Origin of the sequence: Paenibacillus sp. V4I3, from assembly GCF_030817215.1 — a bacterium.
Taxonomy (GTDB): Bacteria; Bacillota; Bacilli; order Paenibacillales; family NBRC-103111; genus Paenibacillus_E.
In genome coordinates this window covers 3,409,678-3,432,685 of record NZ_JAUSZA010000001.1, presented here as the reverse complement: position 1 = coordinate 3,432,685, position 23,008 = coordinate 3,409,678, and the positions used below count along the sequence as shown (strand labels likewise).

The 23,008-nt window shown below is 41.8% G+C and carries 21 protein-coding genes and 3 pseudogenes; 5 read left to right on the top strand and 19 right to left on the bottom strand.

The features are described 5' to 3' along the window. Positions 1-11 precede the first annotated feature (11 nt). The 5 genes from QFZ77_RS15940 to QFZ77_RS15920 form a co-directional block, all read right to left on the bottom strand. On the bottom strand, positions 12-920 hold the full coding sequence (locus QFZ77_RS15940; protein WP_307440964.1) for an NAD(P)-dependent alcohol dehydrogenase: 909 nt from the start codon (positions 918-920) through the stop codon (positions 12-14). A 59-nt stretch (positions 921-979) separates the two neighbouring features. Next, positions 980-1,678: an ATP-binding cassette domain-containing protein gene (locus tag QFZ77_RS15935; RefSeq protein WP_307440963.1), complete on the bottom strand. Its 699-nt coding sequence runs from the start codon at positions 1,676-1,678 to the stop codon at positions 980-982. Continuing rightward, positions 1,671-2,048 (bottom strand): GntR family transcriptional regulator, encoded by a 378-nt coding sequence (locus QFZ77_RS15930; protein WP_307440962.1) that lies wholly within the window; start codon positions 2,046-2,048, stop codon positions 1,671-1,673. The genes QFZ77_RS15935 and QFZ77_RS15930 overlap by 8 nt, the downstream gene beginning before the upstream one ends. A 2-nt stretch (positions 2,049-2,050) precedes the next feature. Further along, positions 2,051-2,791, bottom strand: coding sequence for a hypothetical protein (locus tag QFZ77_RS15925; RefSeq protein WP_307440961.1), 741 nt, complete (start codon positions 2,789-2,791; stop codon positions 2,051-2,053). A 263-nt stretch (positions 2,792-3,054) separates the two neighbouring features. After that, complete coding sequence (locus tag QFZ77_RS15920) at positions 3,055-5,343, bottom strand: beta-L-arabinofuranosidase domain-containing protein (protein WP_307440960.1); 2,289 nt, start codon at positions 5,341-5,343, stop codon at positions 3,055-3,057. A 234-nt stretch (positions 5,344-5,577) separates the two neighbouring features. Between QFZ77_RS15920 and QFZ77_RS15915 the strand changes: the two genes are divergently transcribed. Continuing rightward, a complete protein-coding gene (locus tag QFZ77_RS15915) occupies positions 5,578-6,429 on the top strand; it encodes an AraC family transcriptional regulator (RefSeq protein WP_307440959.1) in 852 nt (283 codons plus the stop codon). 128 nt (positions 6,430-6,557) lie between these two features. Here QFZ77_RS15915 and QFZ77_RS15910 read toward each other — a convergent pair whose 3' ends face one another. The 4 genes from QFZ77_RS15910 to QFZ77_RS15895 form a co-directional block, all read right to left on the bottom strand. Then, positions 6,558-7,655, bottom strand: a complete 1,098-nt coding sequence (locus QFZ77_RS15910) for a mandelate racemase/muconate lactonizing enzyme family protein (protein WP_307440958.1) — start codon at positions 7,653-7,655, stop codon at positions 6,558-6,560. Positions 7,656-7,691: 36 nt separating this feature from the next. Next, on the bottom strand, positions 7,692-8,453 hold the full coding sequence (locus tag QFZ77_RS15905) for an SDR family NAD(P)-dependent oxidoreductase (RefSeq protein ID WP_307440957.1): 762 nt from the start codon (positions 8,451-8,453) through the stop codon (positions 7,692-7,694). A 60-nt stretch (positions 8,454-8,513) separates the two neighbouring features. Beyond that, positions 8,514-9,179, bottom strand: a complete 666-nt coding sequence (locus QFZ77_RS15900) for a GntR family transcriptional regulator (RefSeq protein WP_307440956.1) — start codon at positions 9,177-9,179, stop codon at positions 8,514-8,516. Positions 9,180-9,711: 532 nt separating this feature from the next. Then, positions 9,712-10,905, bottom strand: a complete 1,194-nt coding sequence (locus QFZ77_RS15895; RefSeq protein WP_307440955.1) for an MFS transporter — start codon at positions 10,903-10,905, stop codon at positions 9,712-9,714. A gap of 294 nt (positions 10,906-11,199) precedes the next feature. On the opposite strand from QFZ77_RS15895, the gene QFZ77_RS15890 reads away from it, so the two are divergent. Both QFZ77_RS15890 and QFZ77_RS15885 read left to right on the top strand, forming a co-directional pair. Then, positions 11,200-11,787, top strand: a complete 588-nt coding sequence (locus QFZ77_RS15890) for a TetR/AcrR family transcriptional regulator (RefSeq protein WP_307440954.1) — start codon at positions 11,200-11,202, stop codon at positions 11,785-11,787. Positions 11,788-12,557: 770 nt separating this feature from the next. Next, the gene (locus QFZ77_RS15885; protein ID WP_307440953.1) at positions 12,558-13,547 is read left to right on the top strand and encodes a helveticin J family class III bacteriocin; all 990 of its coding nucleotides are present in this window, start codon (positions 12,558-12,560) and stop codon (positions 13,545-13,547) included. A gap of 239 nt (positions 13,548-13,786) precedes the next feature. Here QFZ77_RS15885 and QFZ77_RS15880 read toward each other — a convergent pair. From QFZ77_RS15880 to QFZ77_RS15860, 5 genes and pseudogenes are all read right to left on the bottom strand, one after another. After that, a pseudogene (locus QFZ77_RS15880) lies at positions 13,787-14,299 on the bottom strand (serine hydrolase); the annotation flags it as partial. Between the two features lie 188 nt (positions 14,300-14,487). Next, entirely contained in the window at positions 14,488-15,048 is a 561-nt protein-coding gene (locus QFZ77_RS15875; RefSeq protein WP_307440952.1) for an NADPH-dependent FMN reductase, read from the bottom strand. Positions 15,049-15,329: 281 nt separating this feature from the next. Then, positions 15,330-16,532, bottom strand: a complete 1,203-nt coding sequence (locus tag QFZ77_RS15870; RefSeq protein ID WP_307440951.1) for a multidrug effflux MFS transporter — start codon at positions 16,530-16,532, stop codon at positions 15,330-15,332. 579 nt (positions 16,533-17,111) lie between these two features. After that, the gene (locus QFZ77_RS15865; RefSeq protein WP_307440950.1) at positions 17,112-17,453 is read right to left on the bottom strand and encodes a hypothetical protein; all 342 of its coding nucleotides are present in this window, start codon (positions 17,451-17,453) and stop codon (positions 17,112-17,114) included. A 128-nt stretch (positions 17,454-17,581) separates the two neighbouring features. Beyond that, positions 17,582-18,367 carry a DUF817 domain-containing protein gene (locus QFZ77_RS15860; RefSeq protein WP_307440949.1) on the bottom strand — a complete coding sequence of 262 codons (786 nt, stop codon included), beginning with the start codon at positions 18,365-18,367 and terminating at the stop codon, positions 17,582-17,584. 714 nt (positions 18,368-19,081) lie between these two features. On the opposite strand from QFZ77_RS15860, the gene QFZ77_RS15855 reads away from it, so the two are divergent. After that, a complete protein-coding gene (locus QFZ77_RS15855; RefSeq protein ID WP_307449559.1) occupies positions 19,082-19,438 on the top strand; it encodes a DUF3231 family protein in 357 nt (118 codons plus the stop codon). Positions 19,439-19,456: 18 nt separating this feature from the next. After that, positions 19,457-20,042 (top strand): annotated as a pseudogene (locus QFZ77_RS15850) (DUF3231 family protein). Between the two features lie 566 nt (positions 20,043-20,608). Here the strand turns inward: QFZ77_RS15850 and QFZ77_RS15845 are convergent. The 5 genes and pseudogenes from QFZ77_RS15845 to QFZ77_RS15825 all read right to left on the bottom strand — a co-directional run bounded on the left by QFZ77_RS15845 (position 20,609) and on the right by QFZ77_RS15825 (position 22,947). Next, the gene (locus QFZ77_RS15845) at positions 20,609-20,890 is read right to left on the bottom strand and encodes a hypothetical protein (RefSeq protein WP_307440947.1); all 282 of its coding nucleotides are present in this window, start codon (positions 20,888-20,890) and stop codon (positions 20,609-20,611) included. A 210-nt stretch (positions 20,891-21,100) separates the two neighbouring features. Then, positions 21,101-21,340, bottom strand: a pseudogene (locus tag QFZ77_RS15840) (cupin domain-containing protein); the annotation flags it as partial. Further along, entirely contained in the window at positions 21,253-21,489 is a 237-nt protein-coding gene (locus tag QFZ77_RS37825) for a DUF3977 family protein (RefSeq protein ID WP_373462608.1), read from the bottom strand. The pseudogene QFZ77_RS15840 and the gene QFZ77_RS37825, both read right to left, overlap by 88 nt. Positions 21,490-21,844: 355 nt before the next feature. Next, positions 21,845-22,048 (bottom strand): hypothetical protein, encoded by a 204-nt coding sequence (locus QFZ77_RS15830; RefSeq protein WP_307440946.1) that lies wholly within the window; start codon positions 22,046-22,048, stop codon positions 21,845-21,847. 527 nt (positions 22,049-22,575) lie between these two features. Next, on the bottom strand, positions 22,576-22,947 hold the full coding sequence (locus QFZ77_RS15825; protein ID WP_307449556.1) for an iron chaperone: 372 nt from the start codon (positions 22,945-22,947) through the stop codon (positions 22,576-22,578). Between the last annotated feature and the right edge of the window lie 61 nt (positions 22,948-23,008).

Here is a 23,008-nt window from a genome sequence, read left to right as displayed (position 1 = left end):
ACCCAAGCAATTTATTGCCTAACAGTTATGACCACGTTCCCCTTTTTGTGTCTTTTCTCGACATACCTATGAGCCTCAGGAATTTGTTCTAACAGATAGTGTCTATCGATGACCGGTTTTATCTTTCCTCCTTCAATAAGCTCCTTCAGGAAGACTAGATCTTCAACACGATCCTTTCGTGACATATCTACACTCACATACTTTCCATTCGACCGAAGCGCTTTCTTGCATGTTGATTTTGTGACTTTCGATATTTTTTTCCCAACAGCATCAAAGACTAAATCAAAACGTTCTCCACTCGCTGTAAAATCCTGAATCGTATAATCAATTACCCTATCGGCTCCTATCGATTGCACCATTTCAATATTCGTGGTACTGCATACTCCTGTTACATCCGCCCCAAAATATTTGGCAAGCTGTACCGCATAAGTACCTACACTTCCAGAAGCTCCATAAACAAGAACCTTCATTCCACTTTCAATATTTCCTTTTCTAAGAGCATTTAGCGCCGTTAAGCCCCCAATAGGAACAGCGGCGGCCTTGTCATACGTCAGATTGGTCGGTTTTATAGCCACCATGCCATCTTCAGGCAGACATTTGTACTCGGCATATGCACCGAAGCCAATACCACAGAACGCAAAAACTTGGTCACCTTTCTTAAACCGTTTTACATCTTTGCCTACTGCTTCAACTTCCCCGGCTAACTCAAACCCTAATATCGTTACTCTTTTTGGTCTTAGGATTCCATTGTAAAGTCTTGCAACGAACGGGTCAGCCTTTCGCATACGCCAGTCCCCTGCTGTTACCGTTGTCGCATAGTTTTTCACCAGTATTTCATTGTCCTTGGGTGTAGGTTTTTCTAACTCTTTCAAATGAAGAACATCGGGCGGTCCGTATTTCGCGTATACAATTGCTCTCATATCTTCCCCTCCTAATGATTACCAATTGCAATGAGCAGATTAACCCAGATATTCCCGGATTAGACATAATTCTTCTTCATCCAATCCGTGATACCAAGACCCTCTGATTCATGTAATTCATCCACACCAGCCATTCTTAGTAATGATCCGTCTTTGATCGCAATGAAGCAGTCCAGTAATGATTCAATTTCCACAATCTCATGGCTTGTCATGATGAGTGTCTGAAATTCCAAGTCAACATAAGAAATCATTCCTTTAACGATAGATTCTCGCACCATGGGGTCAAGTCCGGACAGTGGTTCATCCATTAGAATGTAGGGTACTTCTCTGGCCAAAGTAAGCATGATTTTTAATCGACCACGATTTCCTTTCGAGAGATCTTTGATTTTCATATGAGGCTCCAACTGCGTAAACTTCATGATTTCTTCCGCTTTAGCCATGTTAAAGTCCGTATATTGGGAAGCCTGAAAATCCATTGCTTCACGTACTGTGAATATAGAATAAAAAGAACCAAGCTCCGATAAATAAGAAACCACTTTGCTGATTCTTCGATTGGCAGTCTCTCCATTTACGGTTACCCTCCCGCTCGTAGGAAGCGATAGTCCGGAAATAAGTCTCAATAGCGTTGACTTCCCGCTGCCATTCTCGCCCACAATGCCAACGATTTTACCTATGGGCAAAGTGAATGAAATGTTAGTGAGTGCGGGCTGTTTAACATATTTTTTAGAAACATTCGTCAATTGAATCAAATTACTCATCTCCTTTATCAAATTTGCTTAAGTGGTTCTGTAGCCCTGATATGATTTCATGAGAGGTGAACCCCATTTCCTGCATGACCTGGACAAACGATTGGATCTGCTCATTTTTTAAATTTTCACGTTGATGTACCAAGCGATCCTCTTGTTCCGTGACAAATGTACCTTGACCTCTTTTCGTTTCCAGGATACCCTCACGCTCCAACTCACTGTAAGTACGCTGAATTGTGTTTGGATTTACACTGTATTTGATCCCCATTTCTCGGACTGAAGGAAGCTTCTCACCTGCTTTCAGTTCTTTGCTTACAATCTGTCGATTGATTCGATCCGCTAATTGCAGATAAATTGGCTTTGAAGCATTAAATTCTTCCATTCTTACACCTCAACTTTATTGTCAACAATCCATGCGCTCAGAAAGAATAATCCAATGATAAAAATGAAGGTATACAAATATTCTCCTGCATATGTTTGTATAGGTTGTATTGAAAAAGAAGGAAAATCATAGGTAATACTTCCCCATTTCGTTACTAAACTATACAGTTTAGTGGATTCGAATAGGGCAGTTATCCAAGTAAGTATGATAACTGCCCCAATAACGACTAACCAGCTCCAACGCCCGATTGCAAATTTAAGGGATTGGTATAGCGCCCAAAGAAATAACACCCAAACACCAATCATTATAGAAATTACAATAATATGAGGAAATATGAATAATCCCGATTTCCAAGTATCCGTCCAATACGCTTCAATTAAGTTGAACTTGGGTATGATTAGCAATCCAGACATCACATATAACATCAATAATGAAATAACGAGCATCACTAGCCCATTCACCAGCTTACTAATTAACAATGAAGAAGCCGGCCTAGGATTATGCAGCCATAGATGCAGTTGATTTGCCTCTATTTTCAAACTAATAAATACCATTATCGGAAAATATAAAATATGCAAAACAATAGCAACTACTAAGGGTAAGAAAATAAGTAAGGTATGATCTGATTTCATCCCCATATATAACGTCAACATGACAATCAATAAATTAATGACAAGTCCTACGAAAAATACGGTTCTTGTTAATTTAAAATCTTTTTTAAATAAAGCTACCCACGCCTTCATCCAAATCTCTCCTTCTTAATGAAACTGAAAAATTGAATTATTGTATTAGTGCAATAGTACACTAAGACTTTAAATATGTAAATAGACAATAAAAAAAAGAAGCAAGAAGGAAAACCTTCTTGTTTCCCTCTTTCACCCGTTAGAACGATGTGGTGCCAAGCACACAAAAACGCCACCGTATTATGCGGTGGCGTTTTTGTGTCGGTGTTCGATTAGCTATGCCGAAGTTCGGAGTTCCCACCGACCTCTCTTCTTTTAAGGCTCTATTCTTTGTAGTCTGATCTCATCGTTCGCAGGACGCCGTAAATCCCATTACGCTTATCTTCCGGAACAAACTTAAACTCCACTTGATCTCTCCCGTTAATCATTGCTTCCGGAATGGAATAGTACTTAGTTACGAATTCGCGTCTGGACACCGGCGCCGACCGCTCGCTAGTCAACAGCTCGCCATTTGCATAAATATGCATCACACGGTCATTGTGAATGGATAAGTAAGTCACCTGCAGCAGGTTCTCCATGCCCGGAATTACCTTCAGCTCATAGCTAAACCACCCGCCGGGATTCGCATTCCGTCCATTTTGACCTTCCCATGCCCCGCTGACGGTTCCTTCTCCCTTAACTGCATGCTGCAGTTCATACTGATCGTTGCCTACTTGAACACTGTCGATCGTAGCTTCTTTAACGAGCTGTTCCATGCTGGCTTGCTCCAAGTGCCGCTTCAATTCCTTGGAATCCGATTCGACGATGTTCCAATAGATGCCGTATCGCTCTTCATGCTGCTTGAAATGGGGGGTAAAGATGAGCCGATCATCCTCGTCCGTATTTCGCAGCTTGAATACAAGCTCACTGCCTTCCTTCACAAGATGCCGATCAATCCCTTCCAGCCATTGGTCAGGCAGCATCCCGGTCGGTATCAAGAAATCTTTGATCAGCATTCTGCGGGTAGGCACCTTTACCATAATGCCCGTTTGGGCTTGGTTCAAATCCTCCGTGCCCAGTGCTGCACTCAGCACAACGGGTCCGTATTGAAAACCAACCGCATTCGGATTATCCGGCAGCCGCGAGACGAATACGTTCATGGGCAGCGTCAATACAAGCATATCGCCATGCTGCCATTTCCGTTCAATCACGATGCGGTGATCAAGTATGTCCAAAGCAATCAGCCCGCCGTTCAATCTGGCCTCGATATTCCCTGTGACCCAATGCGGAACGCGAATATAGAGCTTGAAAGCTTTGGCTTGCTGATCTTCGGTCTCAATCCTAAGCGTCACTTGATCGGAATCAGGGATGCCGGAGCTTTGTGTAAGCTTTACTTGCTTCTGGCGCCAGTCGACGCTCGAGCTGACGAATTGAGTCACATAAAGCTCATCATCTTTATGATAGTAGACACTGTCATTCAGCTTCGTAAAGCTCTCCATCCCCGTGCCTGTGCAGCACCAGAAATGCTCGAAGGGCGAACTGTAGATTTTGAAGTAACCTGTCGCCATCGGTTGGAAATACATCGTCATTCCAGTTTCCGGATGCTGCGAGGAGAGAATTGCGTTGATATACGTTGTCTCGTAGAAGTCCTCGTATTTTTTATCCTTTGTGAGCTTGAATAATTCACGGGTCAGCTTCAGCATGTTGTAGCTGTTGCAGGTTTCGCATGTGATGTCCGTACGTTTCCTATCGAGGATATCCGGTTCTCCGAAATGCTCCGACTCGCTGTTGCCGCCGGTCATATAGCTGTGATGATGGACAACGATATCCCAAAACTTCTTAGCGGCATCAAGGTAGAAGCTTTCGCTCTCACCCAATACCAAATAACGATTCAAGGCTCCGATAAATTTAGGAATCGTCGTATTGGCATGCTTCCCCGCCAGAATATCCCTGCCTTGATGGATCGCTTCAAACAATGGAAGCTCGTCAAATTGATGAGCCGCCTCCAGATGCTTCCAGCTGCCGGAAATCTTGTACAACTCGTAGAGACAGTCATTCATCCCGCCATATTCCACAGCCAGTACGGTAGCTTGAAGCTCATCCGACCATCGCGATGTTCGAGACGCGACCCAGTCGCCTAATTGCACGACAACGTCGAGTGCCGCTTGGGATTGCGTCGCGTGGAAGATAGCGACCAGTCCCGCAATGATTTTATGCATCGTATACCAGGGAACCCATGCCGGCTTCTTGTTCTCAATATTATCAATGAGTGTCTCTGGAAACGCTGAAAGATAACCGCTACTAAATTGGCATTGTGACAATTCAGAAACGATGTATGATAACCTCTCTAGGAATGCCGGATCTTTCGTATGGGAGTATGCCTGCGCTAACGCCGTCATATAATGACCTAGCGTATGGCCCCGAATCTCTGTATTTTCCCAACCGGGGTATTTCTCGGCCTTGGGTACCAGCCCCCTGGTCTCCCGGAATCCGGCCAGCAAGCGATCGACATCGTAGCTGCGTAAGTAAAGAAGTTCTTTTTCAACCGCATTGACATGATACTCGCCGACAAGCTTTACTTGATCCAATCCAAAATCTTGCAATGCGTCCCGCATCAGCGTAGCTTCCATCATTCTAATTCCCGCCCTTTCAACTGACCCTATTTATTAGTGCTCTAATCTTCTTCAGATTACCGTTAAACGAGCGAAAGGGTAAGTGGCAAAACGATCGAATTCGTGTAAAAAAGTCAGATATATGATAATGGAAAAGGCACATCACCAAGGTTGTCATCGTTCGAATACCTTGTTATGCTTAGAACAAGCGCACCTCATCCAGGTGTCAAAAGGTTAGATTGGCGGCGAGCCCCTATGATGATCCATACTTTTCAAGTAGAGAAACCGCTGCAGCTGGTCATGACGGGTAAGTTCGTTGCTCCCTCACCTGATTGGATGCACATGAGAAGAACGCTGATGGAGTACGAACTTTTCGTGCAGACCAAGGGTATTTTGTATATCGCGGATGAACAGGAGATGCACGTCTTGCACGAAGGCGATTATCTGCTCATGCCTCCTCGGACCAAACAATACGGTTACCAGGCCTCCGACTGCAGTTTTTATTGGCTGCATTTCACATCAGATGATCAACTGACCGGGTCTTATCAAGAAGAAGCTTTTGAGTGCCCGGCAGGATCCATCGCGATTCCAAGCAAAGGCACGTTAAGAAGTGCGGATAGGATCATTGTCATGATGAAGCAATTGCAAGATTCTATTCGAAGTTATCAAGATCCAACGTTGAATAACTATTTGGCAACGAGTATTCTGTGTGAGCTATACAATCAAACTTTTAGAAGCAGGAATGCCTCTCAGCCAAAGTTGAAACAGCTGCAGCTATTTAACGACATTGTTGACTATATTAAGTGGAACCGAGGTGAACAGCTTCAGGCCTCACATATTGCGGAGCACTTCGGCTACAATGCAAAATATTTATCGCACCTTTTCTCCAAGATTGCCGGGGTGCCGCTCAAAAGGTTTATTTTGCAGCAGAAGATTGAAGCCGCTTCCTTCCTGTTGACTGACACGAATATGACCATCAATGAAATTGCGCTGGAGCTCGGCTATCATGACAGCCAGCATTTTATGAAATCGTTCAAACAGATGACGAATCTTACGCCGACCAGCTTCCGCAATGCATCTGCCAATCGACTTTTGTTCTATAAGTGAATGTACTTCCTTGAAGTTTTCTTAAAATTTAATATCATAATTTAAATGCTTTATCGGCTGTATATCAACGATTACGCTTCCATATCGCTTCAAAAACGACCACCATCCTGTTTGTGTATATCGAAGCCCTATCTAATCCGATATTCTTCAAAATATTTAGGAAGAATCGTCGTGGAAGCACCTGGCATTTGAGGCAGTACATAATGCCCTTCTTTCACCGTAGCCGGCTCTTCAAAAATATGACGAATCCATGGAATGTACTCCAGCATGATTGCATTTTGTGTAGATGCTACAAGATGCTGATGGATTTGACCCATATCGCCCACGTGCGGACAGATCGGCACATCATAGGAAGCTGCTAAACCTGCCACTTGCAGCCATTCCGTTATACCGCCGACACGAGTTACGTCAACTTGGCAATATTCGATTGCGCCTTGGTGAATATAATCTCTGAACGCATATTTGTTATAAACATGCTCCCCTAAAGCAATCGGAACGTTTAACTCGTCAGCGAGCTTTTTGTGACCCATAATGTCATCAGGATTAAGTGGCTCCTCCAACCAGAACAAATCGAATTCTTCAAGCTTTTTGCCCCAAGTCATAGCGGTATTAATATTCCACTGTTGATTGACGTCAATCATAAAGATGACATCGTTACCAATCGCCTTCCTTACCGCCTTGCAGCGATCATAATCCTCACGCGGATCCGGCTTACCGACTTTGATTTTGACGCCTGTGAAGCCTGACTCTACAATCTCCGTTACATCCTTCAGCAAACGCTCTTTTGACCAGTTGAGCCAGCCGCCGTTCGTATTATAGGCTTTAATCGGTTTGGACTTAGCCCCGCCGAGGTACTGCCAAAGAGGTTTATCCGAGGCTTTCGCCATGATGTCCCATATCGCAATATCCACAGCTGCAAGCGCCATGTGCGTTACACCGGATCTGCCGATCCAGTGCATTTTGCCAAAACGCATGTCATCCCATAATTCTCTTACCATATACGGATCTTTCCCAACCAAAAGTGGAGCATAGTATTTATCAATGGTATCGACGATCATATCATCACCCTGGGCACACGTACCTGTGTAACCGTATCCAACAAAGCCTTCATCTGTATAGATGCGAACACCGGCTAATCCCCAGTGTGTGGCGACGTTGATGGCATCTGTAATTGGCGGTGTAATCGGTACATGCAAAACAAAGCTTTCTACTTTTGTAATTTTCATCGGATACATCTCCCTAGTTTTTATGAGTAAAATCTATTAGTAGCCAAGTGAAGCTCCGCCATCGACCGGAAGAGCAACACCTGTAATGAAACCGGATTGTGTGCTTGCTAGGAACAACGCAGCTTGTGCAACTTCTTCCGAGGTTGCCGGTCGGCCAATTGGATGCATATCATTCAATATCTTTATCGTAGCCATCGGATCATCCTGCTCTTGAATCCAGTGCTGCAGGAGGGGTGTAGAGACACCGGCCGGACATATACAATTCACTCTGACACCATCCGGTGCGTAATCCAATGCCAATGCCTTGGTCATGGCGACAACTCCGCCTTTCGTTGCAGCATAAACGGGATTCATCTTTTGCCCAATCAAACCGTTGAGGGAAGCCATGTTGACGATCGCACCACGCGTTTTTCTTAACTCAGCAATGGCGTGCTTGACCATCAGGAACACACTTTTCAAATTAATATTAAAAAGTCGGTCCCACTCCTCTTCCTCCACTTCTTCCAGAAACTTAGGTAAAATAACCGCTGCATTATTGACTAGTACATCTAACTGTCCAAATCTATGTAGGGTTTCTTGAATAAGCTCCCGGACATCCGAATCTCTTGAAACATCGACTTTTACCTCCACAACTTGATGTCCGGACGATGTTAATTCCTCTGCTAGCCGTGATGCTCCCTGCTCATTCCAGTCGGCTATGATGACAGCAGCGCCTTGGGCAGCAAACAAGCGGACAATCGCTTCGCCGATACCCGATCCGCCCCCCGTTACAATGGCTGTTTTTCCTGCTAGATTCATTAGAGTTACCTTACCTCCATTCTTCGATATCATATATCATGTATGATTTTTTCTGAGAAATTAAAGAAAGAAACTTCTAGTCCGAATATGAGAATGTTTTAAATGCTGAAGCAAAGCTTCTTCTGCAGCTTCAAAATTGCCAACAGCCAACTCTTTTACGACAAGCATATGTTCATTCCACTCTTCTTCAATCACTTGCTGATCTATCCCTTTATGGATGAATGTTAAGTATCTCTGAATTTTTTCTATATATAAATGGATAAGTTGGTTTAAAGAATGGTTGTCACAGTGATCCAGAATTAAACCATGCAAGCTTTCGTTCATTTCGGCAATGAAACGAATTTTTTCTTCGCATTCCGCCGGTTTTCTGCTAGACCAGCTTTGCATGGCCCGCTCCAGTTCCGCAATGGAAACACCCGGTATTTGGGGGGCGGCTTTCTTTATAGCCAAGCCTTCCAGTTCCATCCGAATTTCAAACATCTCATCCAGCTCTTGCAGCGACATTTCAGCCACATACATACCTTTAAAAGGCACTGTATTCACCAAGCCTTCTGCTGTTAATCTAGTGAGAGCTTCTCGAATAGGAATGTTACTGACTTCAAGGTCGCGGGCTAGCTGATCAATATTGATTTTTCCACCAGAAGCAATTTCATGGTTAAGGATTCGTTCCTTTAACAATGTATAGATTTCATCGGTTAGTACATAGCGGCTTAGGCTCTTTTTCATTTCAATCACCTCACCTTCTTAATGGGATTTATGTTAAGTAGTTTTCATTATGTTTCACATGATATATCATACACGATTTATTAAACGAAATAAATAGATATTTTAATTCTTACTCTCCTTCTTCATAGTTGTGACTTCTTTCGCGGCATCATTCAATCCTTGTTGCGGAAAAGTATCCCCTACTACGATTTTCTGTAGATAAGCCCCATGGATTGTAGATGAGATTATCGAAAAAGTTAGTTGGGAAATCGCAGTAGGTAGTAAAAAGAAGCGGCCTTTTCTCTTATTCGAGAAGGCCGCTTCTTCTATTGTACCGGTTATAGAATTGGATCTGTTAATTCATATCATTAATTGCCTTTTCTTACCAGAATGTTTCCTGTAAGCCGCGCAGCTTGCATACCGCTTCAGCGAAGTAATAGTCGCCATAGATCATCGGGCACGTTAACTTGCGTTTTCTTAGGATTTTCAAAAAAATTAGCAGTCAAATTTGCTGACTGCTAAAGTTTAACTTAAAGAACTTCTCTTCAAAGAATTACTTCTTCTCTGTGGCGTAATAAAGCAGGGCAATGATCGGAAAAATTATTCCAATCCATAGTGCTGCACTCCACCCCCCTGATGTGTATGCCCATCCACTCAAAGCAGATCCCAAAGCGCCACCAAAAAAGAAAATAGCCATGAATAGCCCGTTCAATCTGCTTCGAATTTCCGGTCCCAACGAGAAGATCGCACGTTGTCCCAGTACAAGATTTGCGGATACTCCAGCGTCCAACAGAATAGCTGATATAACTAAAACTGTTATTCCGATAGGGGAATTGGTTTGGATCATCAGCGGCAACAACACTGAAACGATGACAATACCGAGAGCTATTCCTGTGGCGGGTCTAGTCCAGCCCCGATCAGCTAAGCGGCCAGCCGCAGGCGCAGCTATTGCACCTGCGACTCCAACAAGTGCGTACAAAGCAATCTCCTTCTGAGAAAAATGAAAAACGGGGCCAGATAATAATAACGGAACAGTTGTCCAGAATAAGCTGAAAGTCGCAAACACACACGCATGATAAGCAGCGCGACGGCGTAAGATCGGGGTAGTTCGCAGCAGATGCCACATTGAGACAAGCAGCGCTACATAGTTCGTGCTTGCCGTTGGCCTTCTTGCTGGCAACACTTTTGACAGTAAGATCGCCAAGACAATGACAGCTGTGGCTGATAAGGCGAATATTGCTTGCCAGCTAAAGAAGTCAGCCACCAGACTCGATAACGGACGTGAAAGCATGATGCCAAGTAACAGACCACTCATGACATTGCCAACAACGCGGCCGCGTGTAGATTCTGATGCAAGGTATGATGCAAAAGGTACGAGCACTTGCGTTGCGACCGACCCCAATCCGATAAAAAGGGAAGCCGCTAAGAAAAGCATAGGATTTTTCGTCATTGCTGTTACGATTAAGGCAACTGCTGTGAGAAGTAACGATAATACTACTAGCCTTCGGTTTTCAACAATATCACCCAAAGGTACAATAAATAGCAAGCCGACAACGTATCCAATCTGGGTTAATGTTACGATCAAGCCAGCACTGCTAGCAGACAGCCCGATTGAAGAGCTAATTAACCCCACCAAAGGCTGTGCATAATAAAGATTAGCTACAATGATACCGCACGCAGTCGCAAGAAGCATGGTTAACCATGTTGGAATATTTTTCTCGATTACTTGTTTTTTTGAAGCAATCATAGGTACCACTCCTTATTTGGAAATAATTTTATTTATCAGACAGATGCAGCTCTCTTTCATTACTTGTTCTTTTGTAGCTCCTCCTCCTCGTGGTTATTTTTCAAGTTACGGAAGCATAAATCACTTTTGATTCCCATCACAAATTAAATACTGAACGTATAGTTCATTAATTATTGATTAAATCATATACTGAACGTATCGTTTTGTAAATAGCCAGTTTTATTTTTACTTTTTGTTTCATATTTGATATACTGAACGTATAGTTTATACTTATCTAGTTTTGATTCGAAAGGGATGATTCCGGTGCAGGTCAAAAGAGGGCGGCCGCGTAATGTTGAAACGCAAAAGGCTATCCTTTCCGCTTCCTATGATTTATTGCTGGAAGATGGCTTTGGATCGGTCACAGTTGAAAAAATTGCTGATCGCGCCAAGGTTAGCAAAGCCACCATTTATAAATGGTGGCCTAATAAGTCTGCCGTGGTGATTGATGGTTTTCTATCTGCCGCATCGGCAAGATTGCCCGTGCCTAACACGGGCTCGGCATTCAATGATGTTCTTATTCACGCCACGAATTTAGCCCGGTTTTTGACAAGTCGGGAGGGTACAATCATTACGGAGTTAATAGGCGAGGGGCAGTTTGACTCAGGATTAGCGGAGGCCTATCGGACCCGATATTTCCATCCACGTCGGCTTGAGGCCAGGAGTCTTCTGGAGCAGGGGGTTCAGCGCGGGGAATTAAAAAAAAATCTCGATATTGAATTAAGCACCGATCTCATTTACGGGCCGATTTTCTATCGCTTGCTGGTGATCGGTGGAAAGTTAGACGATTCCTATGTGCAGCATTTGGTAATGAACGCATTTGAAGGAATCCGCTCAAACTGAAGCCGCTGACGCAAAGTACAACAGCCCCCAACAAGAGAAACAGCGGCTTCATAGTGAGTGTCCTTCTCATTGTGTTCCCCAACAATCTGATACTCGTCAACGAAATAAGGAGCAGTTGCTTTTAACAAACTGCTCCAATATATCAATTTCGTAATAGCAAAATGTAAGCCAACTAATTAGTGATCTTCTTTCGCTTTGTTAACAGCTTGACTTTCCGTGATCAAATCACATACTTCATCCCTTCCGGGGCCTCGACTTTGAGATCAATGCTTCCTATTAAACATGCCACCAAAGTAATAAATATAATGAACGGTATGTCCATACAAAACATTTCTCCTTATAATTCTCAGTTAAGGGTATTATTGCCTGTATCGTAACAAGTATTCTCCATTGCAGGTTACGTCTTGTTGCGCTATTCTATCCTGTAGTTTAGAAGAGGCTGCCGATCTATCTGGTATTCAGCTATCGTTTCTGTTTGAGCAAAGCCGACTGCTAAATATCGCTTGACTTTCTGGAAACAAGCTGATAGCATGAACATTGAAAGCGCTTACTATTCACTCTTTATATGAATACTAATGTGACGGTTGGAGTCCATGAGAAAACCCGAACAATTTGATTCGCTCGCCTGCGAGCCTGTCTTATTGTTCGGGTTTTTATTTTGTTGACCGGGCTCATCCGACAAGGAGGAGGTGCCGCTCGCTGCTTACGGCCAAGTAGCATGGAGCATTGGATCAAGATGGAAAGGATTGGACAACAAAGGAGGTATCAGTATGTTTCAAGTTCAAGCATTGAGCCTTATTAAAAGGCAATTAAAACTACTCACATCTGTTGTTCTCTCAATTCTTATTTCGGGAATGTCTGTTTTGCCCGTATTTGCGGCAACTCCTCAGAAAACTGTAAACGCTTCGGCAACACTCGCATACAATCTCAAAGGACTTAATCACAACGTTGCTGTTCAGAAAGCTTACATCGCTTCAACGTATCTTTACGTAACTCAGCGGTCTGGGGGAACATGCTATCTTTCAAGATTGCTCATAAACGGAAGTGACGCAACATACGTTGATGAAATGACTGTCACCAATGCCGGTCATTGCCAAACACTTGATATGTACACATACAATGGTATAAATTACTTTTATTTCAGTTCGAAAGCGGATCCTTCAACATCGTATTACTGGTCGCTCCAGGTAGCAAGACTTCAATACTCGCCCAGCGCGACATATGATTATACGGATCTTCATCGCTTCACCTATATGAATTATGCCAATGAGACCGGTACAAGTTTAGGTGAGACTTACCGTGTTGATGCCGGCGGCAACAGTACCTATACTATTTTCCGCATACAAACTGCAGAAGGAACTGTAACTTGGTCAATTTATGACACGGTAGCATTGAACCAGCTTCTTGACAGCAATGAACAGGTACGAATGGACAGTGCGGCGGCGGAAAGCGCCTGCGTTACCAGCTTTACGCAGTCGGGCAGTGCTATAGTCAGACCGAACGGATCTTTCCAGGGTGCTGATATGCTCGATAATACGGAAATATATACGTCAGGCGGCGCGGAAGGTGATACTCCGCAGATTGCTATGATGTCAAACACAGGAGCATACAAAACCCTTGTGAATATTACAAATGTGGGAACCCATGAAATCGAGGGAGTACAGACAAAAAACGGTAACGTTTATTTTACTATAGTTACAGACCCAGTAAATAAAACAAATACGCAGAAAGTTTATTACGTGCCTGATAGCATATTTTAATAACCGCCAAACTGGGCATAAAGCGACGGAAATACAAGCTAAAGAATTGCATACTTCAATAGTAAGATATAAAGCTCGGCGTATTGCCGGGCTTTATATCTAAGGATATAGATAAATAATGAAAAAGCAGAAAAAGGCTGGGCATCGGGTTTGCGACCCAGTGCCTCTATTCGGCGCTTGTAACCATGGATGCGTCATTAGGCTTAACTAGTTTTTCGTAGGTGGGAAAGTTGAGTAGTCTATTTATTCTTCAAATTAATTTTAAATACATCCCCCTCATTTCCACCAAAAACGATCATCCCACTTTCAGGCAGCACTACTGAATGATTGTTGCTTGCCTTTGAAAAGTTCATAACCATTCCCTTCGCGTCATAAACGGCAAATCCCCCACTTACCGGAGTCTCAACGTTCATAACTCGATTGGCTGATTTTCCATCAATTTTATACCATACAGCCTGACCATTAGATGGTATGATGCAAAATGAGTCGTTCCCTTAATAAATGGGTTGAATAGCATCTTCACTGATATAGGATTGTCCATCGATCTTTAAATACTCTTCATGGTTCTCGTTATAGAAATTCAAATCAAAAGCATCTCTTCCGTTCATAATAGGAATATCAAATGCATTTACTGCTTTATTCTCGTCAACAATTTTAGTGCCAGATGCGTATCCATGATCAATATCAACGGATATATTCTTGTCCAAAAGCGGGGATAGATAAGAGATTGAAGTTATCTTTTCATCCAAAGAGCTCGAAAGCATATCTTTCGTTCTGTCGATAATACTCTCCTCCGTGATGCCCATTACTTCAATGAGAAAGAGGAGCTGCTTCGCTGCAAGCTCCTCCAATTCGTCTCTGTTTGTTAAGTCAGGAAAACCTGCTTTTAACTTCTTCTAATATTCGATCAACGATGAAATCTGAATGTGTAGAACCTGTACTACTCATTCAGCCGTTGTACCTGGTCTATCCATTGCATAAACGATTGTACATAGCGCTGCAGATATTTGCGGGTCGTTTCATCTATGAGCTTGCGAGTATCTGAATCAATCTTATCCAAAACTTGAGATATATACATTTTTTGAGACGGCATAACATATGACTGGGTGGCATCCAACGTTTGCCTAATTTGCTGCTGCGATAGAATCGTTCCTTTTGCGCCAGGTGTTGAACCTATCACACCTGCAGGCTTATGAATTAGAACGGCTGTTTTGGTTGGTGTCGATGCCCAGTCCAGCGCATTTTTCAGTACACCCGGTATTCCTGAGTTATACTCTGGACTAACGATGATGATGCCATCCGTCTTTTGAATCGCCTCACGATAATGCATAACTGGGTCTGGCCCTTCTCCATGATCCAAATCCGCGTTATACAAGGGAAGATTCTCAATCGATATGTATTCATATTTTGCGGAATCTACGAGTTCAGGGATCGTATTCGCAATCATTTGATTAAACGAATTTTCCCTTAAACTACCAACAATAATCCCTACTCTTTTCAAATCAACCAACCTCCTCATAGAATTTAGAAGCTATTCTCATTCAATCATATAATATTTTCCTCATTTTGTGTGGAATGGCTATAGTTTATTGGTAGCCTAGTGTGATTCATATTATGCAATCGAACCCATTAGTTTAAAAACATTATATATAAAAAATAGCCACTTTAATTTTACCTGATTAAAATTATTCATGAAAATAATACTATTGTTAAAAAATCAAAACCAGTCCATCACTAAGTTACAGTGCCAGACTGGTTTTCCATTTACCACATGCTACTAACTTAAGCTGCTCCACGCAGGCTTCTTCTTACCAGAAAGAAGTAAGCCAGCATCGCTGCGGTGCTCGTCAATAAAATAATTACGCCTAGCGGAACGGCAGTGTCTTCACCTGCGATGCCGACTAGCGGAGAGACGACTGCTCCGAGCAAGAAGGGAATGACACCAAGTAGCGCAGCAGCACTGCCCGCCATATGACCCTGGCTCTCCATTGCAAGCGGGAATGCTGCCGTTGATGTAATGCCGATTGCCGCAACGAAGAAAAACAGCGGAATCACCAATGCGAAAAGCGGTCCATGGACGATGGCCACCACTAAGACAACGACGCTTGCCAAGCAGGCAAGCCATAGGCCGAACAACAGAAAGGCGTGTTCGGATACGCGATGCGCCATCCGCCCGACCAGTTGGGAGCCGATGATCAGGCTGATGCCGTTTGATCCGAACAAAAGAGCGAATACGGTCGGCGAAGCTCCGTAAATATTTTGATAAATAAAGGGCGTTCCCGAAACATACGCGAAGACCCCCGCGATCATAATACCCTGTGCAAGCATGTAGCCGACAAACTGGCGATCTCGCATGAGCGATCCGTAGTTCCGCAGCTGCTGCACGATATTGCTGGGCCTGCGGCGATCTGATGGTAGAGTCTCCTGTAGCCTCCATTTTGTCATCGTCAATAGGTAGATCCCCAGCAGTGCCAGCGCTATAAATACGCCGATCCAAGTAGTGAAAGATAGAATCCCACTACCGGTAACCGGTGCCACGAGCGGACCCAAATTACCGACAAGCAAGAGCAGTGAGAAAAATTTTGTGAGCTCGTGACCGCTGTACAGGTCGCGTGCGATCGCGCGGGAAATGACAATGCCCGCCGAAGCGACAAAACCCTGCACGAACCGGAATGCGATCAACAGCCCGATATTTGGCGAGAATGCGCAAGCTAACGAGGCGACGACATAAACGGCCATGGAGATAAGCAGCGGATTGCGTCTACCGTAGACGTCGCTCAGCGAACCCATGATTACCTGGCCGATGCCGAGTCCGAGTAAACAAGCGGTCAGGCTGAGCTGTACCAGCGAAGCCGTCGTATCGAATTGCTTTACAATCTCCGGGAACGCCGGTAAATACATATCGATAGTAAAAGGCCCGAGTGTCGAAAATAAACCGAGCAGTAATGCTAGTCTAAACACATGCTGATTGTTCTTGTAGGTCATAATACAGAGAATCTCCTATTCTTCATTCCATATCCAAGACTCTTAATCTCTATTTGGTTGCTTTCGAATTTGCACAAGATCCGGAAGCCGGCTTGTACGTTTAGAAGCAGAGAGTCTGTTTTTCATCCTATCACAACTGTACGTATTCCGACAACAAATTAAGTGTGCGAGCTGAATCCTAATATACGTTTATCCGCATCATACATCATCCATTAATCTTTTAAATTTCATACAAAAACCTCCGAATTCATCTATTAGTCCTTTACTTGAATTGGGGGGTTTTAATCTATTTGGTTTTTCACCGTGCTAGCGTTTCCCGATAGTTGAATAACTACTGGCTTCAGATACTAATGAGTTCGAATGAGTTCTTCTTTACTGTTTTGACTAAAATCCTGTTATCTACAAATTTATTTATATAGTAGTTTGGAGTATTCTGCCCGTTTACTTTAATACACAAAGAAGAGCTGCCGCGAAGCCAGCTCCTTCAATTAAGTTTCCGGTTATTTAAATCATATTGGTGATAAAATGGATTCTAAAATAGTTTAATATTATCCAATTATCGCCATTAAATCATCCTTATCATCTTTCATTAACCCTAAACTTCCAATAACTAAGAACTATTATATCATTCACCTTGTAATTCCAATCTTTGATAAGCGTAACTTCATATGTTTGTTTATCAATCATTTCAACATGGGTGGTTAACTTTAAAATGGTTTTATTTCCGTACATTCCACCTATCGGAACCTTCATTGTCTTAGATCCAGTTCGTTTGGGGAAATCCACATTTAAATGAGGTTCGTTTAATTTATGAATCTTTAATAAAGTAATTTTCACAGCATCAGATTCGCTAAATGAGTTACTGCAAGCTGTTAGTATAACGAAGCTAATTGCGATTATGGCGTAAAGTACGATTTTCATTTTTTGATCCTTCCATACAGAGTCTCATTGATTATGTGTATGGAGTGAATACCACTTTTAATACTCATGAATGAATCATGTTGCATTGCTACAAAACAGCTCCTACACTAACGTTCTTCGTCGTAATCTTAGCAGGAAAATAAATCGTTCCTTGTTCGACTAGCTTTAACATTTTTAAGTTGGGCAACGATGATGACGCTAATGATTACCAGAAGAAACCATGAGTTGATCTTGCTGAAACTAACCAGTTGCCAAGTTTGGTGCTGATCAGGATATTTCCAAGCATCAAAAAATGTTGCTATATTTTCTGCTAACCAAATGAAAAAACCTACAATGAAAAAAGCGAGAGTTAAGGGCATTCGATAAGTTATAGTCCGTACCCGATATATGATCCGTGTTTTCCAGAAGATAATAAACACAAGTGCCGTCAACCACCAACGAAAATCGGGAATAAAATGATGTGTGAAAAAGTTGAAATAGATGGCTCCTCCTAACAGCACCGAAGACCTAAGCCCAGGCCAGCCAGTCATGTCCATCCGCAGTCTCCGCCACACCTGACACATAAAGCTTGCTACACTTGCATACATAAATCCGCTATAGAGCGGGACACCGAGCAACTTCGTATACCCAGGCTCAGGATATGACCATGATCCCATCCATACCTTATATAACTCCAGCAACAATCCAATAAAGTGAAATATACAGATTACTTTGATTTCATCACGTGTCTCTAATCCGCTGCGGTACATGAAGTATTGCACTCCAAGCAGTATAAGTAGAATGGCATCATAACGATGAATGAAAGGTACCGCTATTACGCTAGAGAGAGCTAAAGTTCCAAAGATCGCAACAGGAAATATGCAGCTCATCGTCTGATGATAGCCAAAATGCAATAGTTGAATGATTGGTTTCAAATATGCTTATCTCCTCCCCATGTCCATTTAATCGTACGATTCATCAATTTAAATTCTAGTCATCGATATTATCCTATCCATTAGTAGAGAAATCGTGATGTAGAGCGAGTATATGATATACTGGTTACTTATTATTTTTTTTGCTCTTTTGTCTTAAATCAAGAATAAAGGCGAAATCCCTATTTAAAAAGAGAAATTTTCTCGTTTAATATTTCTTATTTTGGGTTACTCCACATAGTCTAGAAAAATCATTTCTTTAAATCCTTAGCATTCTATTTATTTTCTTTGTATCATCTTTGAACAAGTCTTCTCTATCGTAATGAGGGAAAATATAATTTTAATATTTGGTCCAATTAATATTGCACCAGCACTTACCCCAACAATCAAGTAAAAGCCACTTCCTATTCGAAGTGGCTTGGCTTTTAATAGCACTCTATTTATGGTCTTGCTCATTTTTTTAGTACCTCATATAATTCAATTTACGAGAAACAAAAAAATCTGGAGTGGTAAATACTTTTTACTTTTTATTACCGAATAACATTCATTACTTAATACATTGTATTTTACTACAATACTGTTTCAATCCATCCCAATTGCCCCATATGCATCCTCGGCACTTCTTAGGTTGCCTAGGTTTTATTTCAATGCTCATATATTTCCCCCTACCATGATTTCAATTTACAACAAATATTAAATTAACCAACTATTTTATAAATATACATTTCCTCGATCTCCGCACGACTGAATAGTAATGTCAACCGTGATAATATTATACTAGGGGATTACTTGTCACATGTTGAAGATACAGAAATTCGTTCCGTCCTTGAATTTGCGATACAATTATCACGAGCACACGTACAAAAATTAAAATCTTTTTTCATTGAGGAGCAGTACCCTGTTCCAGACGGATTTTCAGAAAAATTAGATGTTAATAAAGAAACTCCACGCTTGTTTCTAGATAATTTTTATCTTTTTTACCTTCAGAATATTGGTAAAGTTGGTCTTGAATTTTATACAATGGCTTTGGCCAATGCTGCTCGCTTGGATTTATGTGAATACTTTACCGAATGATTAAATGAGTCGGCTAGATTGCTCAATAAAGCAAATCATGTTAAAAAAGGAACGTTCATAAGATCTCCCTTTATTCCGATTCCCAAAGAAGTTGAGTACGTTCAAAATCAAAGTTATCTCGCGGGCTTGTTTGGACATGGCAGACCGTTAAATGCAATTGAAATAAACCATATTTATTTTAACCTAATACAAAATCAACTGGGTCGATCACTACTAATTGGATATAGTCAAGTTGCAAAGAATGAGAAAGTTCGCGATTATTTCATAAGGGGCAGGAACATTGCGGATAAACATGTTGAAATATTCGGATCATTACTAAGTAAAGAATATCTTCCTTCTGCCAGTGCATGGGATACATTACCAACAGAATCAACTGTTGCCCCGTTTTCAGATAAACTAATGTTATTCCATGCTGCCACATTAAATTCGGCTGGAATTGCACATTATGGTAGAAGTCTTGGTCAAAGTCCTAGGACTGATTTAGGAGAAATTTACATTCGACTTACTGAATTTTGCAAAAGATGGAACAGATATTTTGATACAAAATGGTTGGTTGGAACAGCCGCCACAAGCAGCTGACAGAGAGAAACTAGCAAAAGCATAGTCCAATACATATGAACATATAGAAATGCGCTTGCTGCAACGGGTGGGGCGCATTTTTTAGCTCTTCCTCAGGCTGACCTGATTCTTTTCACAACGATGATTCATCGCGGGCTTCCGGAACCGCAGTCAAACTGCTCAAAATTCAACAATAGTAGTATTTTGGCTTTAAAGACCTCCTTATTGAAAAGGGTTATTATTTATCGGTACCTTCGTCATTTATTTACTTACCGGGTATACGTCTTTCTACTAAAATATAAGAAGAATCATACCCATATATATGCCTCCCCCAAAACCCCCATTTTAATACGCTCTCATCTTTCACTTCACTACCTAGAGGAACCAAAACCGCTTGAATAAAGGCAAAATTTAATGCGCGACATAAGTAAAAGGGATGATGATCCATTTCACATTTTTCAATGACATCTGCTTTTGTCAATCTAGGTAAGAGTCCAGCTTTAGTTGAACATTACTGCCCTGTAGTTGAACACCTTACTTATCCGAATAAAAAACGAAAACCCGCATTATGCGGGTCATTATCGGAATATTCATTGTATTGCTTCGCGTACGCTATTCCTCTTCATCTTTTTTTCGTTCCCAATAACTTCCCTCACCAAAGTAATCCTGACAAACGTTATCAAGGGTCTTCAACGTATCAATAAATCCTTTTAAATCACACGTATGAAAAGTATCTTTAAGTTCACGATTTTCTTCTGTAACTGAATATACGTGAATTTCTGTACAACCATCCCATCTAACATTAACATCAAGACGCTTATCTTCGGTTTCCAATTCTAGAGCTACCGTCCCACCATCTTCATCTCTTTTATGTTCTGTTTTTATAATCCACAATATAAAACACCACCTTTTGGTATAGGATTGCCAAAAGTGGAACCTTTTAAAAACAATTTTTTACTGCGGCGGCGTCTGTTTCGATTAGAATACCCTCATAGAGCGACGCTTCCGAGCTGTAAATTAAAATATGTTCTATTACTATCACTCCAAAGGATAAAACAGATATCTTTAACTTGCGGGTATTACCGATTAAACCGTTTTGGAATCCTACTTGTTATTTAAATTGTTATATTCTTCATCCGTTACGGGTTCCAACCATTCGGTGTCTCCCTTTTGGACATTAGTACTTATCGCGATATGTGTAAACCAACTATCCGGTGTAGCACCATGCCAATGTTTCACATCTGGACGGATCTTTACTACATCCCCTTCATGCAGCTCCTGTACCGTTTTGCCTTTTTCCTGATAATATCCTTTTCCCCCGGTAACAAGCAGAATCTGGCCACCTCTATCTTCCCAATCCATATTCTTAAATAGATGGAGTGAAATATAATCGGCTTAATAATACCCTTATGCTCAATCTCAGACCCATCATCAAATTCTGATTCCGTTCGGAGTATCCAGGTATTTCCTACACCTAATTCGATATATTTCAACCGAGCCTACCTCTTTCTTCGCAGAAGTCTACCATTTCTTTATTAACACATATTGGAAGTATCCTGCCCGTTCGTATTATGAGTAACGTATTGAGGACTAGGGACTAAGGATTTACATACAGAATAACTCCGTCGGGAATGAGATAATGTTCTTGTCAAATTCCATTCCTGTAGCCCTCAGCGATGCAGCAATATTAAACATAAAACATCGCCTAAAAACCTGACGATGTTTTATGTTTAACGAACTTATTCATTTAGAATTCTAAGCGGCCGCCTCAAGGTAAATCCGAACACAACCAAGGTTTGCAGGCACCGCATTGTTAAGATTAATTCGTTAGGGGCTTTCTTTAACTTGTTATTTTTTCCCATCATGATAGTCTTCCCATAATAGGCTGATGTATTTTTCTAATGTTTTAACAATAACATCTCTTTGGCTCTCTTTGACATTTCCAATGTCATTTGCAATATCATTTCTGACCCGTATGAGCACAAATAAAGGTGGTAAGTCAGTCTCACGGAAAGCCTTAATCATTGATTCTTCTTGTGGTGTAATATCCATAAAGCATTCTCTTCCTTTCCAGTTAGATTATACACATTAAACTTCACACTCTTAGGCCATTATCACGTACCACGAATGGAAATCCTGTTATCCCAGCATTTGCATGCTCGGAGTAAGTTATCTCGGGACACTGGACTGCTGCTCCCGATCAGCTCCACTAATTCCCTAAATATTCAGTTGCATCCTCTCCTTATGCTCGAGATAATCTCATTATAAACCCTGACGTCTGTGTTAGGGTCAAGCGAAAATAAGTGATGACAAATGTTCCATTTCACGGTGCCAAAACTGATCCCATAAAGACAAAAAGCCGCGGTTTCAGCGGAAGAAATCGGAGGCCGAGTCATGACAGCTCTCACGCTATAGTTCACCGTTAGAGCTTAATGGCGGAATGAACTAAACGTCTTTTGGTTGGTTTATTGAACTAAACTGCCTCTTACTTCAACAGAAACGACAACGGCAACCGATCGTCCGAGCATCAAAAGGCCTTAAAACGCAAATATGAGCCTCTAAGAACTATCCTATTTATTTTATTTCCGCCAAAAAGTTGAACAATCTGCCTTATCCAAAATATTAAACTCGATCATTTTCTCAAGTAATGAGAAATCAACCGGACTATCCCACTGGATACGTACCAACTCCTTGCTGTGATCATAGTTAGCCTGCACAATGTCATCAGAAAAATGATTAATCCCTGCCCTTTCAGGGGCAACAGCCAAATGATGTTTGGCTACGCTAAAGCCAATAATAAATGTGCCGTGATCGGTAAACATAGGCTGATTCCACGCAATTTTTGGCATTAAATCCGGGAATTTCTTAGTTACCCAAGTCAAAACTTCTTCGGTTCGGGCCCGATGTTGCGGGTTATCAATATGAGCTAAATATTCTGCAAAAACTTCAATGTTGTTCCCTCCTACAATAAAAATTATGTCGTTCATCAGTAATGAGCAACCGTAATCCGTT